The following is a 21,232-nucleotide window of genomic DNA, read 5'->3' as shown; positions in this document are numbered from 1 at the left end:
CAACACTGTGGAAACAGTAAAATAATCTTTATGTAGACAGGTAAAGTCATCTTGCTATATCAGTGTCAGCAATGGAATAATGATAGTAATTCTGCGTTGATTCTCGTTAGACCAAGAGACTTGTGGAATAAAAAGATTTGCCTGATCACACAAAAACGCAGCAATGGCGTAAGACGTAATGTGAAATCAAGCAATTAGCGGGCTGCGGGTTGCAGCTTGGTCGGCAAGTGGGTAAAGCTCTGTTGTCTTATATTCAGAAGCTGCCCGTTATATAAAAGCGCTGTTTTTCAGAACGAGACACAGGCTTACCGAAATAATGCGCCCCTATGCAGGCGACAACCGTGAGGTTGACGACTTTGCTAGAAGACTCGGGGTCATCGGTTTATCCGACCATGAGGTTATTTTGCCCGCAGTTCTAACGCCAATGTAAAAATAACGAGTAAGTAAAGATGAAAAGAATGTTGATTAACGCAACTCAGCAAGAAGAGTTGCGTGTTGCCCTTGTAGATGGACAGCGGCTGTATGATTTGGATATTGAAAGTCCAGGCCATGAACAGAAAAAAGCGAATATTTACAAAGGTAAAATCACCCGAATCGAACCCAGTCTGGAAGCCGCTTTTGTTGATTACGGCGCTGAACGACATGGTTTCCTGCCACTAAAAGAAATTTCTCGCGAATATTTCCCTAGTAATTACTCTTCCCATGGCCGCCCGAACATCAAAGATGTGCTGCGCGAAGGCCAAGAAGTTATTGTTCAGGTTGATAAAGAGGAACGTGGCAATAAAGGTGCCGCACTAACGACTTTCATCAGCCTGGCTGGCAGCTATTTAGTTTTGATGCCAAACAACCCACGTGCCGGTGGTATCTCTCGCCGCATCGAAGGTGATGACCGCACAGAACTGAAAGAGGCCCTATCCTCTCTGCAATTGCCTGATGGCATGGGTCTGATTGTCCGTACTGCGGGCGTTGGCAAATCTGCCGACGCGCTGCAATGGGACTTGTCATTCCGCCTGAAGCACTGGGATGCGATTAAAAAAGCGGCGGAAGGTCGCCCTGCGCCGTTCCTGATCCATCAGGAAAGTAATGTGATTGTCCGCGCTTTCCGTGACTACCTGCGCCCAGATATCGGTGAAATTCTGATCGACAACCCGAAAGTTCTCGAGTTGGCGAAAGAGCATATCGCCGCATTAGGTCGCCCGGATTTCAGCAGCAAAATCAAGCTCTATAGTGGTGAAATCCCACTGTTCAGCCACTACCAGATTGAGTCGCAGATTGAATCTGCATTCCAGCGCGAAGTGCGTCTGCCATCAGGTGGTTCTATCGTTATCGATACTACCGAAGCCCTGACCGCGATTGATATCAACTCCGCACGGGCTACCCGTGGGGGTGATATCGAAGAAACAGCCTTCAACACCAACCTTGAAGCTGCTGATGAAATTGCTCGTCAGTTACGTTTGCGTGACTTGGGTGGCCTGATTGTTATCGACTTCATCGATATGACCCCAGTGCGTCATCAACGTGAAGTGGAAAACCGTTTACGCGATGCCGTCCGTCAGGACCGCGCCCGTATCCAGATTGGCCGTATCTCCCGCTTTGGTTTGCTGGAAATGTCCCGTCAGCGTCTCAGCCCATCATTGGGTGAGTCAAGCCACCACGTGTGCCCACGCTGTAGCGGCACCGGGACAGTGCGCGATAACGAATCCCTGTCACTCTCTATTCTGCGTTTGATTGAAGAAGAAGCGCTGAAAGAGAACACCCATGAAGTTCACGCCATTGTGCCGGTACAGATAGCTTCGTACCTGCTAAATGAAAAACGTGAATCAGTGAACGCCATTGAGAAACGTCAAGGCGGCGTACGTGCAGTGATCGTGCCAAACGATCAGATGCAGACACCGCACTACTCTGTCCTTCGGGTACGTAAAGGTGAGGAAGTTCCTTCCCTTAGCTACCTGTTGCCACAACTGCATGAAGCAGAAATGGCGCAGCCGCAGGAAGAAGCCACCATTGAGCGTAAGCGCCCAGAACAACCGGCGCTGGCGACCTTCTCTTTACCGACGGAAGTGCCACCGGAATCAACACCGGCTGCCACCAGTGCTAAACCAACAGCTGCGCCACAGGCTACGGCTTCTACCACCGGTGAACAACCAGGCTTCTTTAGCCGCCTGTTCACCGGTCTGAAAGGCATCTTCGCTACATCAGCAGAAGCCGAAGTTAAACCGGTTGAAGTTGAAAAAACCGAAGCTAGCGAAACTCGTCGTAATGATCGCCGCAATCCACGCCGCCAAAACAGTGGCCGTAAAGATCGCGGTGACCGCACACCACGCGAAGGTCGTGATAACGCTAGCCGTGATAATAATGGCCGTGATAACGCGAACCGAGATAACAGTGCTCGTGACAACAGTGCTCGCGACAACAATGGCCGCGACAATGTCAATCGCGAGGGTCGTGAAGATCAACGCCGCAATAATAAGCGTCCAACTCAACAAACTGCTGTAGCACCAGCATCAACTGACATTGTTGATGCCGATAAAGAGCAGCGCGAAGAGCAGCCGCAACGTCGTGGTGATCGCCAGCGCCGTCGTCAGGACGACAAACGTCAGGCACCGCAGGATGTTAAAGCTAACCTTGATGTTCCCGTCGTCAGTGTCGAAGAAGCACAACCTGAGCAAGAAGAACGCCAACAGGTGATGCAACGTCGTCAACGTCGCCAATTGAATCAGAAAGTCCGTATTCAATCGGCGAACGATGAGTTGAATGCTCAGGAAAGCACCTCACAGGTTGCCCCTGCTAGCTTACCAGTCGCTACTTTTGCTACGCCAGTCGTGCAGGAAGAGGTGAAGTTGCTGCCGCAAGCAACTGCTCAGGCAGATGATGAAGCGACTAACGATCGTAATGCCAACAATGAAAATGGTATGCCGCGTCGCTCTCGCCGTTCACCTCGTCACCTGCGCGTGAGTGGTCAACGCCGTCGTCGCTATCGTGATGAACGCTACCCGACTCAATCTGCTATGCCTCTGGCGGGTGCTTTCGCCTCACCAGAAATGGCGTCAGGTAAAGTTTGGGTTCGTTATCCGGTCGCTCAGCCATTTGAGCAAGCTGCGTTTGTTGAAAATCCGGTTGAAGAACAGTTGCCAGTCGACGTTGCCGCAGTAGAATTTGCGGTAGTTGAAACGCCCGCAGTCGAAGCACCGGTAACTGTTCCAGCTGCAATAATTGCAGCGCCAGTGGTTGTCGCAGCAGTGACTGAAGCTGTTGCTCCGACACCCGCGCCGCAACATAAGCCCGGAGGTTCATCATCATCGGCTGCCGCCGTTCCAGGTCGTGCTCCTGTTGTTGTGCCTGACGTTATCGCTGAGCCAGTTGCCGAAGTGGTAGCAGAAACTGAAACCATTGCAGCGATTGAAGCAGCCCCTGTCGTAGAAGAATCTATCACGCCAGAAACTGTCAGCGAAAACACAATCGAGCCAGAAGCTGTGGTTGAAGAGATTCAGGTTGTTGAGACAGCAGTTGAAGAAGCGGTGGTGGCACAAGAGCCCGTCGTTGCAGAGACTATCGTTGAGGCGCCAGTTGCCGCTGAGACGGCTGTTGTTGAAGAGACTATTGTTGCTGAAGAGACTATTGTTGCTGAAGAGACGGTTGTTGCTGAAGAGCCAATTGTTGTTGAGTCAGTTGAAGAGCCGAACCTGACTGAAGCTAACACCGTCGCCGAAGAGAGTGTCACTGAAGAGGTGCATGTAGCTGAACCTGTCGTCGATGCAACGCCAGTTGCTGTGGCACCGCAACAGCCAGCTATCGCGCATCCAGAAGGCGTGTTATTCAAACACTACGCCTCTGCACCGATGACCAAAGCACCGGCACCTGAGTATGCGCCGGAGTCGCAAGCCAAAGGTCATTGGGAACGTCCAGCCTTTGATTTTGCAGGTAAAGGTTCTGCTGGCGGGCATGCAGCCGCCACTCAGGCAACAGCCCCTGCGACCAAACCACAATCAGTCGAATAAATGCACTATTGTTAAAAGCAATATGCAAAATAAAACCCGCTTCGGCGGGTTTTTATATCACTTTTAGGCTATCTGTTTCAGTTTCTTGATTTCAAGGCTTTCCAGCTTACCCTCTATCGATTTGACAAAATCGATGAAATGTTGCGCTTTATTATGTTTTTCCAATGCTTCAGCAGAGGCCCATCGCTCGAAAAACACAAAAGAACCATTTTGGTCGTTTTCAGCATGGAGATCATATTGTAGATTCCCCTTCTCCTCACGACTCGGTTCTATAATCTGATGAACCGCCTCTCTGACTTCATTAACAAATTCAGGCTTGGCCACTAAACTGGCAATAACACGGACTTCCATCGTAATTCTCCCATACAGTACATTCAATTCGTCTATTTACGGCTAATCAATCGCTCATCTTAACGGGCAATTTCACCTAGAGCCCTTCTATAAGATGCCCTTTTTGCGTTATTTTCAACTCACCACTCACAATGTTTTCAACTTAACCCTAACAATCAGATGCATCCTGCGCACTTTCCGCTTATCCTTACACCCCGCCGGAAACAGTACAAAAAACCTGAAATCTCATCATCACTGCGGAGCTCGTTGAATGACTGCACAACCCCAAACCCTGAAAATTCGCCGCCCAGATGACTGGCATATTCACTTGCGTGATGACGAAATGCTCAGTACCGTGCTGCCTTATACCTCCGAGGTGTTTGCCAGAGCTATTGTTATGCCGAATCTGGCCCCCCCCATTACCACTGTTGCCAGTGCTATTGCGTATCGGGACCGTATTCTGGCGGCCGTGCCGGTTGGGCATAAATTCACACCGTTGATGACTTGTTATCTGACCGATTCACTTGATGTCAATGAGTTGACCGCCGGTTTTGAGCAAGGCGTATTTACGGCGGCAAAACTCTATCCAGCCAATGCCACCACCAACTCAAATCATGGTGTATCCGATATCCCAGCGATTTATCCATTGTTTGAGCAAATGCAAAAAATGGGTATGCCACTGCTTATCCATGGTGAAGTCACAGACGCCGCTGTCGATATCTTCGATCGCGAAGCGCGTTTTATTGATCAAATTATGGAACCGATCCGCCGCAAGTTCCCCGAACTGAAGATGGTCTTTGAGCATATCACCACCAAAGATGCCGCTGATTACGTGCTGGCAGGCAATCGTTTCCTTGGTGCTACCATCACCCCGCAACATCTGATGTTTAACCGAAATCATATGTTGGTTGGTGGAATTCGCCCCCATTTATTCTGTCTGCCAATACTGAAGCGCAGCACACACCAAGAAGCATTGCGTCAGGCTGTCGCCAGTGGCTCAGATCGTCTCTTCCTTGGAACCGACTCAGCTCCACACGCCAAACACCGTAAAGAGTCATCCTGCGGCTGTGCTGGTGTGTTCAATGCACCATCAGCGCTGCCTGCTTATACGACCGTTTTCGAAGAGATGAACGCGCTGCAACATTTGGAAGCATTCTGCTCCTTAAATGGTCCACGCTTCTATGGTCTGCCGGTTAACGACGATTTTGTTGAGTTGGTTCGAACTCCCTGCCAGCAACCGGAAGAGATACCGCTGGGGAATGAATCGATCGTCCCTTATCTAGCCGGTCAAAGCATTAACTGGTCAGTTAAAGGCTGATAATGATCAGGGTAGGGTGTTCCATCCCTGCCCTTGAAGATTTTTATCTCAGTCAGTTGCAACCTGAATACATACACTGTATAAATAGCCAGTATAAATATTCGGAGGGCCAGATATGCGTGTTGAAGTCAGTATTGATAAAAAAAACCAGTTACCCGCAGGTGCTATCGAAGCGCTAACCAATGAATTAAGTCAGCGACTGGATGCGAAATTCCCGGACACTAGCACCACAGTACAAGTGCGTTACGCTGGAGCAAATAACCTTTCTGTTTTGGGCGGCTCTAAAACAGATAAGGACCTGATCTCTGAGATATTACAAGAAATATGGGAAAGCGCTGACGATTGGTTTGACGCAAAATAACCCACATCAATGCTGTTTTTGCCGGGGGTCGCTCCTCGGCTTTTTTATATCGATGGGTAACTCCCCCCTTTCTCCCCGTACTTCAATCACTCGCTTTCGATTAATTAATCATCAGAAAATAAATAATTTGTAAAGATCCGTGGATAATACACCACATTTATTAGCCGTTGCGTATACTGAAAAAGCTCACTTGATAAAGAGCCGCATTGATCCTCATTAGTCACTCCAGTCAGTAACTACTATATAAGGGGTCTTTATGGACAGAAATGATGAAGTTATTCAGACTCACCCGCTTGTAGGTTGGGATATCAGCACGGTAGATGTATACGACGCGATGATGATACGTCTTCATTACCTGTCTTCCATGGATCAACCGCCAGAAGATGCACTGGTTGATAGAACACTCTGGTTAACGACCGATGTTGCACGCCAATTAATCAATATCTTAGAAGCAGGCATTGCTAAAATTGAGTCATCAGAATATCAAGATCTTGATCACCGCAAGCATTAATTTTTGTTCACCAGTTAATTGTTCAATACTCTCAAAAACAGGCACCAGTGAATATCACTTGGTGCCTTTTTATTAACCACTCCCATCGCCATAGGGCTAACACCCCTTTTTCTCCCCTCACTCCCATGCTATTACTATCGTTTTAGTTTTTATTGTTTCTAAATTGAAATCGTTTTGGTAATTACCACGATAAATACGCGCAGCCAATCCAAAACGTATTGAATTAAGCCAGCAACGATATTCTCCAAGGTGCAAAATATGGATTACGATTTAATTGTCATTGGCAGTGGCTCTGTCGGCTCTGCCGCTGGCTACTATGCCTCACAAGCCGGTTTAAACGTATTAATGATTGATAGTGCGATGCCGCCCCATCAGGCTGGCAGCCACCACGGCGACACCCGAATCATTCGCCATGCATATGGTGAAGGCGAGAAATATGTGCCCTTAGTATTGCGTGCTCAAGCGCTTTGGGATCAACTGTCAGCCGAAACGGGTGAGAAATTATTTCAGGCCAGTGGCGTGCTTAATTTGGGGCCAGATGATTCAATTTTCCTGCAAAATGCACAACACAGCGCGCAACAGTATCATTTGCCGGTAGAGACGTTAACGGCGGCGCAGGTCCGTGAAAAATGGCCGGTATTTACTGTACCGGATAATTATGTTGGTGTGTTTGAACCACAGGCGGGTTTTTTGCGTTCAGAATTAGCCATCAAAACATTGATTAAGGCGGTCACTGAGGCTGGCTGCGGTATCTTATTCAATTGCCCGGTCACGGCGATTATCCCTCTGGATGAGGGGGTAGATGTCGTAACCATTGATGGTACTTACAGCGCTAAAAAAGTCGTCATCACCGCAGGCACATGGGTCAAAGAGTTGTTACCTGCATTGCCAGTGACAGCAATACGCAAAGTTTTCTCCTGGCATCATGCCGATGGCCGCTACAGCGAAGGGAATCATTTCCCGGCATTTACCGTAGAAACACCAGATAACATCCATTATTACGGTTTTCCCTCACAAAATGAGGAGCTTAAACTCGGCAAGCATAATGGCGGGCAACCTATCGAATCAGCAGCCCAGCGCAAACCTTTTGGCAGCTATGCAGAAGATGGCACGGAAGTTTTTGGGTTTTTACGGAATTTCTTACCCGGTGTTGGCGTCTGCCTGCGTGGTGCCGCATGTAGCTATGATATGAGCCCCGATGAAGACTTCATCATTGATACGCTACCTGATAACCAGAATATTATGGTGATAACGGGTTTAAGTGGCCATGGATTTAAATTTGCGACGGCATTGGGAGAGGTAGCGGCGCTCTTCGCACAAAACAGACCTTCCCCCATTGATATCTCTGCTTTTTCTTTGTCTCGCTTTACTCATTCCTAGCCTGAGAACTGACCCTCAAGCCATATATTCTTACCGGCGACTATTTTAATAACAAATAGCTCGCCTGGTTTTATTTGTATTATTTATACCTACTTTTTGGTATAAAGTATCACCCTATTAATGGTAATAGTAATATTTGCTCGTGCATTCCGTGGAAATAAGTCGATAATCCCGAATTGACGTTTAAGGCATCTGAGGACTACCTTATCCTTGTATGCAGCCAGGTATGGTTGCAGTTAGACAAGGATGTATGTCTCATGAAAATATTAATTATTGATGAATGTTTTTATACCCGATCAGGGGTAAATACTTATTTTGATAGCTCTGTATCGCTTAATTTAATGGATTCGCCTACTGTTGAGCAGGCGACATTGACTGTTAATGATTTCGCTCCAGATATAATAATTGTTAATCTTACCAAATATTGCCGCTTCGGTGGCTACTGCCCATTACTCGAACAATTTTTAAGTTGTTGTGGTCAAGCTAAAATCTATATTTATCTGGATGCATCCTATCCATTCAGTGAAACGCCAATTCCCTTGACTGATTCAGTCTCAATTTTGGCAAAAAGGTATTTACCGGGGCTACTGCAAAAGCTTGCGAATATCTCAAATGAGATGCGTAAACCGCACTCGCCTTACCCATCATCACTGTTCAGCCCACAAGAGCATAAAGTGATGTGCTACTGGATGATGGAGATGCCTAATTACCGGATTGCCCGAAAATTGAATATCAGTGATAGCACCGTTTATTCACATAAACGGCATATTACCGAGAAAATCAAAGTTAGAAATCGGCTAGAGCTGTGCTTTATCTATAATGTTTTTAAATATTTATACTAAATTAATTAAGTCGATATATAAGTAATTTTGATAGAAAATGTAGCCGGATTAATATAGCTAGAGATAGATTGCGGTTAGAAAAACGGTTACATTTGATTTGATAATTTTAATGAAAAGAGACCTCAACTACTGACTATCTTATTACTCTGGCTATCTAAACGCCCTCTCACCTTGCAAGCTTCAGGATACCGGAATTTAATCTGCTAGCTTATTGTTTGCTAAATTAAAAATCTCTATAATGAGCAACGATTTTAACCGCAGGCAGTCAGCATGTTAAATAAATTGCTCTCGATGGTTATCAATAATGTACGAGAGCACCTACTGCTCTATATCTGCCTATGGTTGATTTTGCTGGCGTTAGATATTTATTTCTTTTTCTATTAGTTTAATTAATAGGTCTACGCTACTCTCTCTTCTCTCTAGTGGGCCTACGGGTATCAATCCACCCGAGGCCCCAAGCTGATAACCACTGATCTGTACTACTCTGCTTTGCTCGGTTTACCATCACTCAGCAAAACTGCAAATTTATAGCCCGCAGGGGTTAGTTCAAGTGCAATTTTGGCAATGATGGTTAAGGGGACGGAGAGCAACATACCAATAGGCCCTAATAGCCAGCCCCAGAAAATCAGTGATAAGAATACCACCAGTGTTGATAACCCCAAGCCACGGCCCATCATACGTGGATCAATAATATTGCCGCCAATCAGATTGATTAGAATATAGCCGCACGTTACCGCAAAAGCATCGGCAAAGCCGTTAAACAGCAGCGCCTGAATAATGGGCGGAATAGCAGCCAATACTGAACCGATATTAGGTATGTAATTCAGGACAAAAGCCAGCAGTCCCCATAGGAAAGCAAATCTGACGCCCATCGCCGCCAGGAATAGCCAAATAACAATCCCCGTCGCGATACTAATAACTGTTTTGATGACCAGATAGTGGGTTACACCATTTAGCGCACGTTTGAGGATAGCATTACCCTGCTCTGGATTATCAAACATCAACTGCATTTTATAAGGCAGGCGTTCTACTTCAAATAACATAAACACCACGGTCATCAGCAACAAGAACGTGCTGGCCATGGCACCGGAAAGATGGCTAAGCAGCCGAGTAACAAAGTTCACCGCAGTGCTAGGATCGACATGTTTCATGATGTCATCCACCGAGAATTCGATATTAAAGCGCATGGCGAACTCTTGCAGCTCGCGCATTTTTTCCAGCATCATACCGCGATATTGCGGTAATGATCGGGCGAACTCATTTAATGAGGAACCCAGGCGGCTAAAGAGTAGTGCCATCAGTAAAATAATGAGGGTGACTAATAAGACAATAGCCAGTGTGCGGGGAATTTTTATTTTCTCGAGTAATTTAACCAACGGATTCAGTACAATAGCGAGAAAAATAGCCAGTAAAAATGGTACTACAATGGGTGATGCAGCCTTTATTCCGGCCATAATTACCACCAGCATTGCCAGCATCGCAACTAGCCGTAACCCTTGGTGACTTACCACAGGTGTTGTCATTATCAATCCTTGTATTAGAACCGCCACTGCTCAAAATGGCAAAAAAAGACGCTGTCGAATAAAATAACCGACAACGTCTCTATTTAATAGTATAACCAGCAGGTAAATACCCGGATTAATTGAGTATCACTCTTTATTATCCGCACCCTTTTCTGGCATTGGGATATGCATGGTTGTTTGCAACAACCCCTTCGATTTATTAAAAATCTTGATACCGTTTTCACGCCCTGCCCGACGGGAGCGCTGCTCTTCCTGCGGCAATTTCAGCTCTTCCTGGCAAATCTGGCTACAGCAGCCTTCAAACTTAGTCGCACAAACCGGACACTGAATAAACAGCAAGTGGCAACCATCATTTTTGCAATTGGTATGCGCATCGCAAGCAGTACCGCACTGATGGCAATGGGCGATCACATCGTCAGAGATCCGCTCGCCCATGCGCTCATCAAAAACAAAGTTTTTGCCGATAAATTTCAGCGGTAAACCTTGCTCTTTCGCTTTGCGGGCATATTCGATAATCCCGCCTTCAACGTGATAAACGTTTTTAAAGCCGTTGTGCAGCATGTAGGCGCTGGCTTTCTCACAGCGGATCCCACCGGTGCAATACATAACAATATTCTTCTCTTTGTCATGTTGCAGCATATCAACCGCCATCGGCAGTTGCTCACGGAAGGTATCGGACGGTACTTCTATCGCGTTTTCGAAATGGCCCACTTCGTATTCATAGTGGTTACGCATATCGACGAACAAAGTATCAGGGTCCTCAATCATTTGATTGACCTGATCCGCTTTCAGGTAGTGCCCCACATGACTGGGATCAAAGCTGTCATCATCAATACCATCGGCCACAATGCGCTCACGAACTTTCAGGCGCAACACCCAAAATGACTTACCGTCATCTTCATGGGCCACATTCAGTCGCACTTGATCCAGCGCAGGGTGTGAGGCGAACAGCGCGACTTTAAATTCGTCATAGCGGTTAGCAGGCACACTAATTTGGGCATTAATCCCCTCTTTCGCCACATAAACCCGGCCAAATACCCCGAGTTTAACAAATTGGCTATAGAGGCTATCGCGGAAGGCTTTGGCATCTTCTAATGTGAAATATTTATAAAAAGAAACTGTGGTGCGCGGTTCGGTTTCAGCCAACATGCGCGCTTTAAGTTCCTCATTAGAAATTCGGTTATGTAACACTGGCATGGTGTACGTTCCTGTCTTTCAAAGAGGTTACTGATAGATATTTAATTACTGCTCAATGGGTTACGTAAGCCATTAGACGGCTAACCAGGGTAATTCATTGCGCAATAGAACTGATGTTTCTGGCGCTGGTTGCCCCTCGCGGCGCATATTATACCTGAAACAGCGTGACGACATAGCGTCGCCCCATTTATTGGTTAGTGGGTGGCGTTGGGATCAGTGGTTGAACTGGCTATTTGCCGCGAGGCTCCCCACCTGCAAAACTCGCGCGATCAGTAAAGCCAGATACAATGATACCGGCCAGCAGGGAGATACCTGCCGCGATCAGCAACGATTTTGTCTGCCAATAGGCCCCGACGTAACCCAAAAGGCCGCCAACAGCCAATAGACCCGCACTGAATTTTGCTGCTGACATGGCCGCTTCTCCGCTAAATACTGATTATGCTGATTTATACATCGAAATTATCATAACCCAGAAATGATAAATCCCTCTCCAGTGGTGAGGGATTTATGCAAAAAATAATCAGCCGTTAATCAGTAGGTTAAAAATAACGTTTTTTAGCGGATTAACGCCAATTTTGCCGGTAAGCCCTGCCGGACAGCAGCACCGCTTACCCAGTCCAACCAGGTGTTGGGGATCTCCCGCGTTGGATCGGTAAAACCTAAGTCATTTAGATTGCTTCCCTGACCAATGCGCGGATCTGACGCCATCATTTCGCCATCGAGGAGATGGGTTCTGGCCCCCATCTCGCGATGCCCATAGCCATGCTCAATAGCCACCACGCCTGGCATAACGCCATCCAGTAGGCTGACTTGCACCTCCATCTGCCCTCCGGGTGTCATCAGTTGCACGATATCACCCTGCTGTATGCCATAGCGGCTGGCATCTACTGGATTAATGGCAACCAGATTTGTGGGTTTGACCGCCCGCAACCGCTCAATCATCGCCGTCGAGCTGCTCATCAAATGTGACTTAAATGACATCAAACGCAGCGGCCACTCCGCCGCCGGATAGTGTTGGAACACATCAGAACCGTCGGCTAAACGTGGTGGATACCAGGTAGGACAACCGCTGTAGCGCTCGCCGGTAATGGCATGGTGATGTTTCGCCACATTCTCATTCCAGATTTGCAGTGGTTTTTTCCACTGTGGGCCAGTGGCATCACCATTCCAACTTTTCTCATAGGGGGCAAAACGACCACCGCGCGCCAGCAGATAGGCGACACGGCGCTGCTCATCCGCCTGCAAACTGCGCTGCAATGCAGGCCACAAGCGGTCCACGCCAGTTAATTTGAGTTCATCATCCGCCGCCGCTGGCAGGGGTTTTTCGCCACCATAGGCAATGTTAGCCGCTGCCCGTAAGTAGTAATCCTCTGCCCTTTCTAGCGGCCAATGATTGCCTGCGCTGTCCTGCATCGCATTGGCACCAAACCCTGGCAGTTGCAGTGTTTTTGCCACCGCAATCAGGAAGCTCTCCATTGCCACCGGTTCGCCCTGTGCGGTGCGGGTGGTGCGCGATCCAACTACCGGCCAACGGGCGGTGCTGGCCTTGACCAACACCCCCGCCCACGGCGCACTGAAGCCCCAGCTCTCAAAATTGTGGGTATCCGGCACGATATAATCCGCCAGTGCGGTGGTTTCATTCATAAAGGCATCGATGGCGATAAACAGCGGCAGGTGGCGCGGATCTCGCAGTTTTTCCTCAATCAGATTGCGTAGTCCCGCCACCCCATACAGGGGATTGGTCATATGGCTGATCCAGGCTTTTAGCGGGTAAGGATATCCGGCCAACGCCGGTGCTAACTGCTCGGTCAACTGCCCGCCGACAAAGGGATACCACGGGCCGCGAGCCGGATAACCGGATTGGCCCTGCTGAATTTTTTGCTGATACTCGGCTGACTGCTCATAGGGCTGTTTGCTGCGCGAGAGCGGCAACCCTTTGGGTTTGACCATGCCATCAAAGGTCGCCAGCTGATAGCGCGGCCCATCGGCAAAGCCATCAAATTTACCGCCGCCGACCGACACCCCGCCTTTGAGATTCAGGTTGCCAATCAGGGCATTGAGCATCATCACCGCCCAGGTGGTATAGAAGCCATTACCGCCCATCATCCCGCCATGGGAGATAACCGCCGCCTGCCGCTGATACGCGGTAAATTCACGCGCCAGACCAATCATCGTGGCCTCTGGCACACCGCATTGTTGGCTATATTCTGACAGTGAAAAGCGCGCCGCCGCCTGTTGCAGGCAGCTCATGCCCGATTGCACCTGCACACTCTGTCCATCATGCAAGGTCACTTCTCGGGTGACGAACAACTCTGCCTGTAGGGTGGAAGTGGCGGGTTGCAGTGCCGCGTCCGGCGTCACTTGTACCAACACCTGGCTCTCTTCCCCCTCCGCTACCGATTCACCGCTTAAATGGCTAGCGCGCAGAAATTGACCGCATAGCGGATGAGTTGGCGTCATAATCACCAGATGGCTGGCATTAGTCCAACTGCGCTCTCCAGCCGCCTGCATGGCGCTTTCACCGGGCAGTGACAGGTAACCATGATTAAAGCGATTTTGTTCGATAATCCAGCGGATCATCCCCATCGCCAGCGCCGCATCACTCCCCGGCAACACCGGCACCCAGCGGTTATGCTGATTGGCCAGGGTGGTGGTGAGCGGCAAGGCGGGGGCGACCACCACATAGTTGAAATCATCACGCTGACGCGCATTGGCGAGCTGACGCCCTTGGCGCTTGAATGGGTTACCCGATTGCGCCGGCGAGGTGCCGAGGAACAGAGCAAAACGCAGGTGATCCCAATCGGGCTTCACGTGGGCATTTTTGTCTAAATCCCCCATTAGCGCACCGGAACCAGCACGGTAAGCCAGCCCGCAATACGCGCCGTGGCTGCCGAGATTTTTAGTCCCGAATGCCTGATTGGCAAAGCGCTGGATAAAGGCATCGCGGCCATCATCACCAGCATTGGTCACCAGCAGTTGATTGGCTTTCGGGCCAAGGGAGGGTTGTTTAGCATCAATGGGAGTGACCAGATCACGGATCGCCCGCAGCCCCTCAACCGGCCCCTCACCGAAGAGATCACCGCCCTCGGTCACTTCCGCCACCAGCTGCTCAAAGCTGATGCGCTGCCATTTTCCACTGCCCCGTGGGCCGACTCGCTTCATCGGCTCGGTGATGCGATAAGGGCTATCGACCCCCTCCAGCAGGGTGGCACCACGGGCGCAGGCGGTCGAGCGCCCCTCCATACCCTGTTCGCCGCCGAGGCGTTGCAGTGCTTCACTCAGCGGTAACTGATAGGGGAAGTGGTGGTCATGGGATAAGGGATGGTAAGGATTACCGGCGATCCGCAAAATTTTATTTTGCTGGGTATCGACCCGCACCCGCAGGCCACAGAGTGTCCAGCAGCCAAAGCATTGCGTCATTGATACCGCCTGCTGTGGGTTGGCCTGCCACTGCGGCCCGACACGCCCTTCGGGGGGCAACGCATTGGCGCTGATAGGGTCGAGTGTGAGCTTGCCCGCACTACCGTCCAGCAGTCCGGCCACTGTTTTGCGCGCCACCTCATGGTAGCTGGCAGCAAACGCGGCCACGCCACCCAAGGCTAAGCTGCCTTTTAACCATTGACGCCGTGTAAACTTAGCCATGATGCATTTCCCCTTCGAATGTTTTTCCGCCCGACACTTTTTTCTCCAGCCAACTGACACCTTCGCGCGCCGCAATAATCACGGCTATCCATAATCCAAATGTGCCGATAATCGCCAGCAATCCCTCACTGCCGAGCGGCAAGGAGTAGGGATTGGCTAAGATATTGTATTTAGGCAAGGTTTGAGTTTGCATCAGCAGCAACCAGCGCACCGACCAGCACAGGCTGAGGGCTATCCCCCCCTGTACCACCAGCAGCGGAATTGATAAGTTTTTTTGTAAATTGGCCCCTGCCAGCCCAAGTAGCAGCAACCACAGCACCATGGGAAGTGCTGCCAACATGGGGGCATTAGTGGCCCACGCGCGCAGCGCCTGTCCGGACGGGCTATCGCCACTGGCCCACAGCAAGGTTACCGCCGCCAGTGCCACTAAATTGATCAACTGCCCGCGCGCTAATTTGTGCTGATACTGCGGCTGGTGCTGTAGCCATGCGGCCAGCAATGACGGAACCGCTTGCCAGGCGGTGAGAAAGATAAATAGCGGCAACCACCGGCTAAACCACAATGGTTGAGCACGTAATATCGACACCTCGCGGCCGGTGTACAGCAAAATGCTGACGGCAGAGAGCGCACAGAGCAGTGCCAATCCCGCCAGTAGCCGTGGCAGCGCTTTTCCCCACAACCGGCTGTAGGTCAGCGCCATAAAATAGGCCACCACCAGCAGGCTAAATAGCGGTAAGAACAGTGAACCCCATGACATCCATGACCACGGCGTAAAATGCGCATAAAAGTGCCAGACTCGGGCCGGCTGATGGAGATCCGCATTCAGTGCCAGCGGCGCGACCACCACCGCCGTCACCGCCAACATCAGTGCGGCGAACTCCAGCGGGTTATGCTGCTGGCGTGAGAATGCCCGCTGCCAACAGGCAAACAGCACCGCGCTACAGGCCAGCCCGATAAAGAAGAAGTACTGCACCGCCCAAGGTAGCCAGGCGATATCCTGCGGGCGGGCTAAAATTTCGCGGATCATGGATGTACCTCCTGCCACAGTGCGGGCTGGCCCTGTAATGGGCGGGTAAAGACCTCATTCAAGCCGAGGTAAAACACCTGCGGATGAGTGCCCTGTTCCGGTTTCAACACTTTGATGTCGACCGCATGTTCCAGCAGCATTTTGCGTATTGTGCTATTGCCATCACGCAGGTCGCCAATGATGCGCGCCCCGCCGACACAAGACTCGACACAAGCAGGCAGTAGCCCGGCGTCCAGTCGATGCACACAAAAAGTACACTTATCGGCGGTTTGGGTACTGTGATTGATAAATCGGGCCTCGTAGGGGCAAGCCTGCACGCAGTAGGCGCAACCGACGCAGCGGGTGTTGTCGATCACCACAATGCCATCTTGCCGCTGATAGGTGGCCTGCACCGGGCAAACCGGCACACAGGGAGGGTTATCACAGTGGTTACACAGCCGTGGCAGCAAGACGTTAGTGACACTCTCCGCGCCCGACAGTGCTATCTGATACTGATTGACCGTGGTGCGAAACTGGCCCTGCGGCAGTTGGTTTTCGATGGCGCAGCTAACAGTGCAAGCTTGACAGCCGATGCAGCGGCGCAAATCAATCAACATGGCATAGCGCCGTTTGATATCACCCTGTTTGCGGGCCGGCTCCATCTGCCAGCCCGCATCCGCCAAGGGCACCAGTGCGGCTCCGGCGGTTAGCACCCCCAACCGCTGTAAAAATGCTCTTTTCCCGTGATCCATTTTTCTGCTCATCTTTTTTGATAAGAATCTTCTTGGTGACAAGGAGTGTAGAAATCTGCCAGCAGAAGCCCTATTGTGGTTTTCCACATTCCCTTTAGGGACTTGATCCAGGACAATTACGCACCGCGATCGGGATCATAAAAAGGACAATGCATGTATTTCAGAGTGCTGGCGATAATGCTCTATTTATGCATTTCAGCCGCTGATGCCGGTGAATGGACCATCGGTGTTTTGGCACTGCGTGGCGATGCGCAGGCGCAGACCCATTGGCAACCACTGGCTGATAGGCTAAATCAGCAGTTGCCGGATCACCATTTTCAGTTGTTGCCGCTGGATTTGAATGCAATGAAAACCGCCGTGGCGCAGAACCGAATCGACTTTCTGCTCACCAATCCGGCGCAATATGTGCAGATTGATAGCCACTACCCCTTGCGCTGGCTGGTGTCGTTGCGCTCCAGCCACCAACCGGACAGCACCAGCCGCAATGTGATTGGCAGTGTGATCCTGGTGCGTGCTGACAGTGATATCTATAGCCCGCAGAGTCTGCCGGGCTTGAGGGTCGGCGCAGTCTCACCCGATGCATTTGGCGGTTATCTCTTGGGCTACAAAGCCTTGCGCGATGCGGGGTTTCAGCCTGAGCAGGATTTTCAGTTACATTTTTCGGGCTTTCCGGTGGATGCCTTGATCTATCTGCTGCGCGATCGCGCCATTTCCGCCGCCATTGTCCCCACCTGCTTGCTGGAGGATATGCAAGCCGAGGGGTTGGTAGATGCCGCCGATTTCCGGCCATTATTGGCAAAGCAGACCCCAATCCCCTGCCTGACCAGCACCGAGTTGTACCCTAACTGGTCATTTGCCGCGTTATCCCACCTGCCTGATAAGCTGGTCGACAGTGTCACGCGAATTTTACTCAGCCCCGATGGCAGCAAAAATCCACAGTGGGGCGCGGCCTCCTCCACCAGCCAGGTCGAAAGCTTGCTGCGCTCGGTGAATCAACACCCGCAGCAACCGCAAATTTGGCGGCAGGTGGTCGATTGGGCGCAGCAGCATCGGCTATTGCTCGCCACTATTGGGCTGATTTTGCTGTTACTCGGTGCCAATCATATCTGGGTGGCTTTTTTGGTGCGCCGTCGTAGTCGCCAGTTGGAGCAGCTACATCAACAGCTGAGAAGCCGGGAGAGCGCACTGGAGCAGGCGCAGCGCCTGAGTATTCTGGGGGAGATGGCCTCTGGGTTTGCCCATGAGCTGAACCAGCCGCTCAGTGCCATTCAGCACTATGCCGAGGGCTGTGCTATCCGCTTGCAGCGGGAACATGGGGATCACCCGCTGCTACCGATCCTCGGGCAGATAGCTCATCAGGCCCAGCGCGGGGCCGATACCCTCGCTAACCTGCGCCTGTGGGTCGGGAAGCAGCCCGCACCTAATTCGGCGGCGAATCATTCAATAATCAGCCAGCCACTGCATACTTTGCTCAACCATATCTGGCAGTTATTGGGGGCCGGGCAGCATCAGCCGCCCTGTCAGTTACAGCTGGATATCGACACCACATTGACACTGCATTTGCCGCCTACTTTGCTCGATCAAGTTTTATGTAACCTGATCACCAATAGCTTGCAGGCTGGCGCGCGTCAGTTAACCTGTCGTGCCTATCAGCAAGCTGGGGTGGTCACCCTGATACTGCAAGATGATGCTGGCGGCTTAACCGCTGAACAGCTTCGCCAGCCCTTTATCCCCTTCCGCTCCACTAAAAGTGACGGGCTGGGGCTGGGGTTGGTGATTTGCCAACGATTGATCAGCAGTCAGGGGGGCCATCTAACTCTGCTTAACCAGCGGACTGCCAAAGGTAAAATGGGGTTGCAAGTGACCCTGACACTGCCACTTAACCCACGCAAGGAGCTGACTTTTGTCACTGATTCATCTGGTTGATGACGATATTGCCGTCACCGACGCCTGCCGTTTTCTGCTCGACAGCCTGGGCTATAGAGTGAAGGTGTGGCACGACGGTGCGCGTTTTCTGGCACAGGCTGATTTGTATCACTCCGGGGTGGTGCTGCTGGATATCCGTATGCCATTGCTCGATGGTACTGAGGTCTATGCCAAGATGCGCCAGATAGAGAGCACGCTCGCCACTATCTTCCTCACCGCCCATGGCGAGGTGCCGCAAGCGGTTGAGCAGATGAAGCTGGGGGCGGTTGATTTTTTACAAAAACCGGTGGCAACTGCGCCATTGATTGCCGCCTTGCAGCAGGGTTTGCTGCAATCCGAACAGTTGATTGCCCGCCGACAAGTAGCGCTGCGCTATGCTACTCTCACATCACGGGAGCAGATGATTGCACAATGGGTGATGCAGGGTTTGATTAACCGCGATATCGCCGACAGAGCTTGTGTTTCGGTCAGAACGGTAGAAGTGCATCGGGCTAAAGTGATGGAGAAGATGGCGGTTAACAGCCTCGCGGAGTTAGTCAGCCTGCTGAGTCCGATAAAATAGCTGGATGAAATTTTGCCTATTTTACGTTCAATTTGATGATTTACCTGTCGGGATCTTCAACAAAGCGGCATAAAAATGGCTTTTTGGTGCGGTCTTTTTTCCCGTAGCCCACTAAAAATGCCACAATGGTCTATCTTAACCCACTGATGAGACAGCTAAACAGGTTGGCATGGAGTGCCCATCAAGATTCATGAATGCACCACATCTCCGCCATCAAGACTAATTGTTAACTGTCCCGATGAATTACAATGACGCTGAGAACAGATATGCAAGTTCCCTCTTTTGATCGTTCACTACTGCACCCTCGTTATTGGCTGACCTGGCTCGGCCTCGGTATTCTCTACCTGCTAGTTCTGCTCCCCTACCCGGTTATCTATACCATGGGCACTTCCCTTGGCCGCTTCTCTATGCGTTTTCTCAAACGGCGCAAGCAGATTACACAGCGCAATCTGGAGTTGTGCTTCCCGTCGATGCCGCAAGCGGAGCGCGATGAGCTACTGGTTAAGAATTTTGAGTCGGTGGGGATGGGGTTATTTGAAACCGGTATGGCATGGTTTTGGCCCAACTGGCGCATTGAGCGCTGGTGCAGTGTCAGTGGGCTAGAGCATATCCAGCAAGCCCGCGATGAAGGCAAAGGGGTGTTGCTGATTGGCCTGCACTTTCTGACTCTGGAGCTGGGCGCGCGTATTTTTGGCATCTACAATCCGGGGATTGGCGTCTATCGCCCTCATGATAATAAAGCCATGGATTGGATGCAGACCTGGGGCCGGATGCGCTCAAATAAGGCCATGCTGGACCGCAAAGATCTGAAGGGGATGATCCGCAGCCTAAAACAGGGCGAAATTATCTGGTACGCACCGGATCACGATTACGGCCCGCGCAGCAGTGTCTTTGTGCCGCTATTCGCCGTCGATCAAGCCGCCACCACCACCGGGACTTATCTGTTGGTGCGCATGGGCAAACCGGCGGTGATCCCATTCACGCCACGGCGTTTACCGGGTGGCAAGGGCTATCAACTGATTTTGCAGCCTGCCGTTGAAAACTTCCCGCTGGATAGTGAAGTTGAGGCCGCTGCCTTTATGAATAAAGTGATCGAAAAAGAGATTACTCAAGCCACTGACCAATATATGTGGTTGCATCGGCGATTTAAGACCCGCCCGGAGGGGGCACCTTCGCTATATGAGTAACACGACTTATTCTGAAAAGTAATAACATAAATGATAATGAGAATTATTTTATATCAGTTTTTTTGATATAGTCTGTCAGTTTTATCCACTAGAAATGCAGTATCTATCTGACAGATAATTAAAAGTAATTAATCGTAGTTATTATCGGGTTATTTCTTAACAAGGATACACTCATGTTGGCAAGTTTAAATCTCTGGTTCACCCGCATAACCAATCATCAAGACGGCGGCAAACTCTTATTGCGCCTGACGTTCGGTATTTTAATGTTGTTCCACGGCGTGGCAAAAATTCAGCATGGCACTAGTTGGATCGCTGAATCTTTACAGGCGCAAGGTATTCCCGGTTTTGTGGCTTATGGCGTTTACATTGGCGAAATCATTACCCCGCTGCTGATCATTCTTGGCCTATTCACCCGCCCTGCGGCTTTTGTTTATGCGGTTAACCTGCTGGTGGCGGTATTGATGGTCGGCACAGGGAAATTCTTTACCCTGACTCAAGTCGGTGCATGGGGTCTGGAAAACGAAGCGATGTATTTCTTAGGTGGCGTTGCCATTATGTTGCTGGGCAGCGGTCGTTACTCGGTGACCAAAAACGAAGCTTACCGCTAAACTTTCAGCGGTGATATTGAGCCACTCCGCGCATATGAACTGACCCCATAAAGTTGGACGGTTTGTCAGGCGGTTATCTGGGCCTGAGT

Annotated in this window: 18 protein-coding genes; 11 read left to right on the top strand and 7 right to left on the bottom strand. The window is 50.4% G+C overall.

What is annotated here, in order from left to right; genetic code table 11:
* Positions 1-449 precede the first annotated feature (449 nt).
* On the top strand, positions 450-3,998 hold the full coding sequence (gene rne, locus AACW11_RS02025) for a ribonuclease E (protein ID WP_212585745.1): 3,549 nt from the start codon (positions 450-452) through the stop codon (positions 3,996-3,998).
* 63 nt (positions 3,999-4,061) lie between these two features.
* Here the strand turns inward: rne and AACW11_RS02020 are convergent, their stop codons facing one another.
* Positions 4,062-4,349: a putative quinol monooxygenase gene (locus AACW11_RS02020; protein ID WP_212585744.1), complete on the bottom strand. Its 288-nt coding sequence runs from the start codon at positions 4,347-4,349 to the stop codon at positions 4,062-4,064.
* 250 nt (positions 4,350-4,599) lie between these two features.
* On the opposite strand from AACW11_RS02020, the gene pyrC reads away from it, so the two are divergent.
* The 6 genes from pyrC to AACW11_RS01990 all read left to right on the top strand — a co-directional run bounded on the left by pyrC (position 4,600) and on the right by AACW11_RS01990 (position 9,124).
* On the top strand, positions 4,600-5,646 hold the full coding sequence (gene pyrC, locus AACW11_RS02015) for a dihydroorotase (protein ID WP_212585743.1): 1,047 nt from the start codon (positions 4,600-4,602) through the stop codon (positions 5,644-5,646).
* Positions 5,647-5,761: 115 nt separating this feature from the next.
* A complete protein-coding gene (gene dinI, locus AACW11_RS02010) occupies positions 5,762-6,007 on the top strand; it encodes a DNA damage-inducible protein I (protein ID WP_212585742.1) in 246 nt (81 codons plus the stop codon).
* Between the two features lie 256 nt (positions 6,008-6,263).
* Positions 6,264-6,518: a biofilm formation regulator BssS gene (gene bssS / locus AACW11_RS02005; RefSeq protein ID WP_032813201.1), complete on the top strand. Its 255-nt coding sequence runs from the start codon at positions 6,264-6,266 to the stop codon at positions 6,516-6,518.
* A 258-nt stretch (positions 6,519-6,776) separates the two neighbouring features.
* Positions 6,777-7,898, top strand: coding sequence for an N-methyl-L-tryptophan oxidase (gene solA, locus AACW11_RS02000; RefSeq protein ID WP_212585741.1), 1,122 nt, complete (start codon positions 6,777-6,779; stop codon positions 7,896-7,898).
* A 257-nt stretch (positions 7,899-8,155) separates the two neighbouring features.
* The gene (locus AACW11_RS01995; protein ID WP_212585740.1) at positions 8,156-8,740 is read left to right on the top strand and encodes a helix-turn-helix transcriptional regulator; all 585 of its coding nucleotides are present in this window, start codon (positions 8,156-8,158) and stop codon (positions 8,738-8,740) included.
* 270 nt (positions 8,741-9,010) lie between these two features.
* Positions 9,011-9,124 (top strand): DUF2770 family protein, encoded by a 114-nt coding sequence (locus AACW11_RS01990; RefSeq protein WP_005183270.1) that lies wholly within the window; start codon positions 9,011-9,013, stop codon positions 9,122-9,124.
* 95 nt (positions 9,125-9,219) lie between these two features.
* On the opposite strand, the gene AACW11_RS01985 is transcribed toward AACW11_RS01990, so the two are convergent.
* The 6 genes from AACW11_RS01985 to ttrB all read right to left on the bottom strand — a co-directional run bounded on the left by AACW11_RS01985 (position 9,220) and on the right by ttrB (position 16,860).
* Complete coding sequence (locus AACW11_RS01985; RefSeq protein WP_212585739.1) at positions 9,220-10,263, bottom strand: AI-2E family transporter; 1,044 nt, start codon at positions 10,261-10,263, stop codon at positions 9,220-9,222.
* Between the two features lie 126 nt (positions 10,264-10,389).
* Positions 10,390-11,460: an oxygen-dependent tRNA uridine(34) hydroxylase TrhO gene (gene trhO, locus AACW11_RS01980; protein WP_212585738.1), complete on the bottom strand. Its 1,071-nt coding sequence runs from the start codon at positions 11,458-11,460 to the stop codon at positions 10,390-10,392.
* A 229-nt stretch (positions 11,461-11,689) separates the two neighbouring features.
* On the bottom strand, positions 11,690-11,872 hold the full coding sequence (locus AACW11_RS01975; protein WP_212585737.1) for a hypothetical protein: 183 nt from the start codon (positions 11,870-11,872) through the stop codon (positions 11,690-11,692).
* Between the two features lie 143 nt (positions 11,873-12,015).
* Complete coding sequence (gene ttrA, locus AACW11_RS01970; protein WP_212585736.1) at positions 12,016-15,102, bottom strand: tetrathionate reductase subunit TtrA; 3,087 nt, start codon at positions 15,100-15,102, stop codon at positions 12,016-12,018.
* Positions 15,095-16,129, bottom strand: a complete 1,035-nt coding sequence (gene ttrC / locus AACW11_RS01965) for a tetrathionate reductase subunit TtrC (protein ID WP_212585735.1) — start codon at positions 16,127-16,129, stop codon at positions 15,095-15,097. Before ttrC ends, ttrA begins: the two co-directional genes overlap by 8 nt.
* Complete coding sequence (gene ttrB / locus AACW11_RS01960) at positions 16,126-16,860, bottom strand: tetrathionate reductase subunit TtrB (RefSeq protein WP_212585734.1); 735 nt, start codon at positions 16,858-16,860, stop codon at positions 16,126-16,128. The genes ttrC and ttrB overlap by 4 nt, the downstream gene beginning before the upstream one ends.
* A 153-nt stretch (positions 16,861-17,013) precedes the next feature.
* Here ttrB and ttrS point away from each other — a divergent pair, with 153 nt between their 5' ends.
* From ttrS to AACW11_RS01940, 4 genes are all read left to right on the top strand, one after another.
* On the top strand, positions 17,014-18,786 hold the full coding sequence (gene ttrS, locus AACW11_RS01955) for a tetrathionate respiration histidine kinase TtrS (protein ID WP_212585733.1): 1,773 nt from the start codon (positions 17,014-17,016) through the stop codon (positions 18,784-18,786).
* Positions 18,764-19,348, top strand: coding sequence for a tetrathionate respiration response regulator TtrR (ttrR, locus tag AACW11_RS01950; protein ID WP_212585732.1), 585 nt, complete (start codon positions 18,764-18,766; stop codon positions 19,346-19,348). Before ttrS ends, ttrR begins: the two co-directional genes overlap by 23 nt.
* 266 nt (positions 19,349-19,614) lie before the next feature.
* Complete coding sequence (locus AACW11_RS01945; protein ID WP_212585812.1) at positions 19,615-20,535, top strand: Kdo(2)-lipid IV(A) acyltransferase; 921 nt, start codon at positions 19,615-19,617, stop codon at positions 20,533-20,535.
* 173 nt (positions 20,536-20,708) lie between these two features.
* Positions 20,709-21,143: a DoxX family protein gene (locus tag AACW11_RS01940; protein WP_212585731.1), complete on the top strand. Its 435-nt coding sequence runs from the start codon at positions 20,709-20,711 to the stop codon at positions 21,141-21,143.
* Positions 21,144-21,232 lie beyond the last annotated feature (89 nt).

Origin of the sequence: Yersinia sp. Marseille-Q3913, assembly GCF_963892745.1 — a bacterium.
Taxonomy (GTDB): domain Bacteria; phylum Pseudomonadota; class Gammaproteobacteria; order Enterobacterales; family Enterobacteriaceae; genus Yersinia; species Yersinia bercovieri.
The sequence above is the reverse complement of the archived record's forward strand: the minus strand, read 5'-3'. Positions and strand labels throughout refer to the sequence as shown.

What these genes read in the sequence shown, in the direction of transcription:
- AACW11_RS01985 (WP_212585739.1), bottom strand. Translation starts at nt 10,263, where the DNA reads ATGACAACACCTGTGGTAAGTCACCAAGGGTTACGGCTAGTTGCGATG.
- AACW11_RS01995 (WP_212585740.1), top strand. Translation starts at nt 8,156, where the DNA reads ATGAAAATATTAATTATTGATGAATGTTTTTATACCCGATCAGGGGTA.
- trhO (WP_212585738.1), bottom strand. Translation starts at nt 11,460, where the DNA reads ATGCCAGTGTTACATAACCGAATTTCTAATGAGGAACTTAAAGCGCGC.
- pyrC (WP_212585743.1), top strand. Translation starts at nt 4,600, where the DNA reads ATGACTGCACAACCCCAAACCCTGAAAATTCGCCGCCCAGATGACTGG.
- AACW11_RS01940 (WP_212585731.1), top strand. Translation starts at nt 20,709, where the DNA reads ATGTTGGCAAGTTTAAATCTCTGGTTCACCCGCATAACCAATCATCAA.
- dinI (WP_212585742.1), top strand. Translation starts at nt 5,762, where the DNA reads ATGCGTGTTGAAGTCAGTATTGATAAAAAAAACCAGTTACCCGCAGGT.
- AACW11_RS01990 (WP_005183270.1), top strand. Translation starts at nt 9,011, where the DNA reads ATGTTAAATAAATTGCTCTCGATGGTTATCAATAATGTACGAGAGCAC.
- ttrA (WP_212585736.1), bottom strand. Translation starts at nt 15,102, where the DNA reads ATGGCTAAGTTTACACGGCGTCAATGGTTAAAAGGCAGCTTAGCCTTG.
- bssS (WP_032813201.1), top strand. Translation starts at nt 6,264, where the DNA reads ATGGACAGAAATGATGAAGTTATTCAGACTCACCCGCTTGTAGGTTGG.
- solA (WP_212585741.1), top strand. Translation starts at nt 6,777, where the DNA reads ATGGATTACGATTTAATTGTCATTGGCAGTGGCTCTGTCGGCTCTGCC.
- AACW11_RS02020 (WP_212585744.1), bottom strand. Translation starts at nt 4,349, where the DNA reads ATGGAAGTCCGTGTTATTGCCAGTTTAGTGGCCAAGCCTGAATTTGTT.
- rne (WP_212585745.1), top strand. Translation starts at nt 450, where the DNA reads ATGAAAAGAATGTTGATTAACGCAACTCAGCAAGAAGAGTTGCGTGTT.
- ttrB (WP_212585734.1), bottom strand. Translation starts at nt 16,860, where the DNA reads ATGGATCACGGGAAAAGAGCATTTTTACAGCGGTTGGGGGTGCTAACC.
- ttrC (WP_212585735.1), bottom strand. Translation starts at nt 16,129, where the DNA reads ATGATCCGCGAAATTTTAGCCCGCCCGCAGGATATCGCCTGGCTACCT.
- ttrS (WP_212585733.1), top strand. Translation starts at nt 17,014, where the DNA reads ATGTATTTCAGAGTGCTGGCGATAATGCTCTATTTATGCATTTCAGCC.
- AACW11_RS01975 (WP_212585737.1), bottom strand. Translation starts at nt 11,872, where the DNA reads ATGTCAGCAGCAAAATTCAGTGCGGGTCTATTGGCTGTTGGCGGCCTT.
- AACW11_RS01945 (WP_212585812.1), top strand. Translation starts at nt 19,615, where the DNA reads ATGCAAGTTCCCTCTTTTGATCGTTCACTACTGCACCCTCGTTATTGG.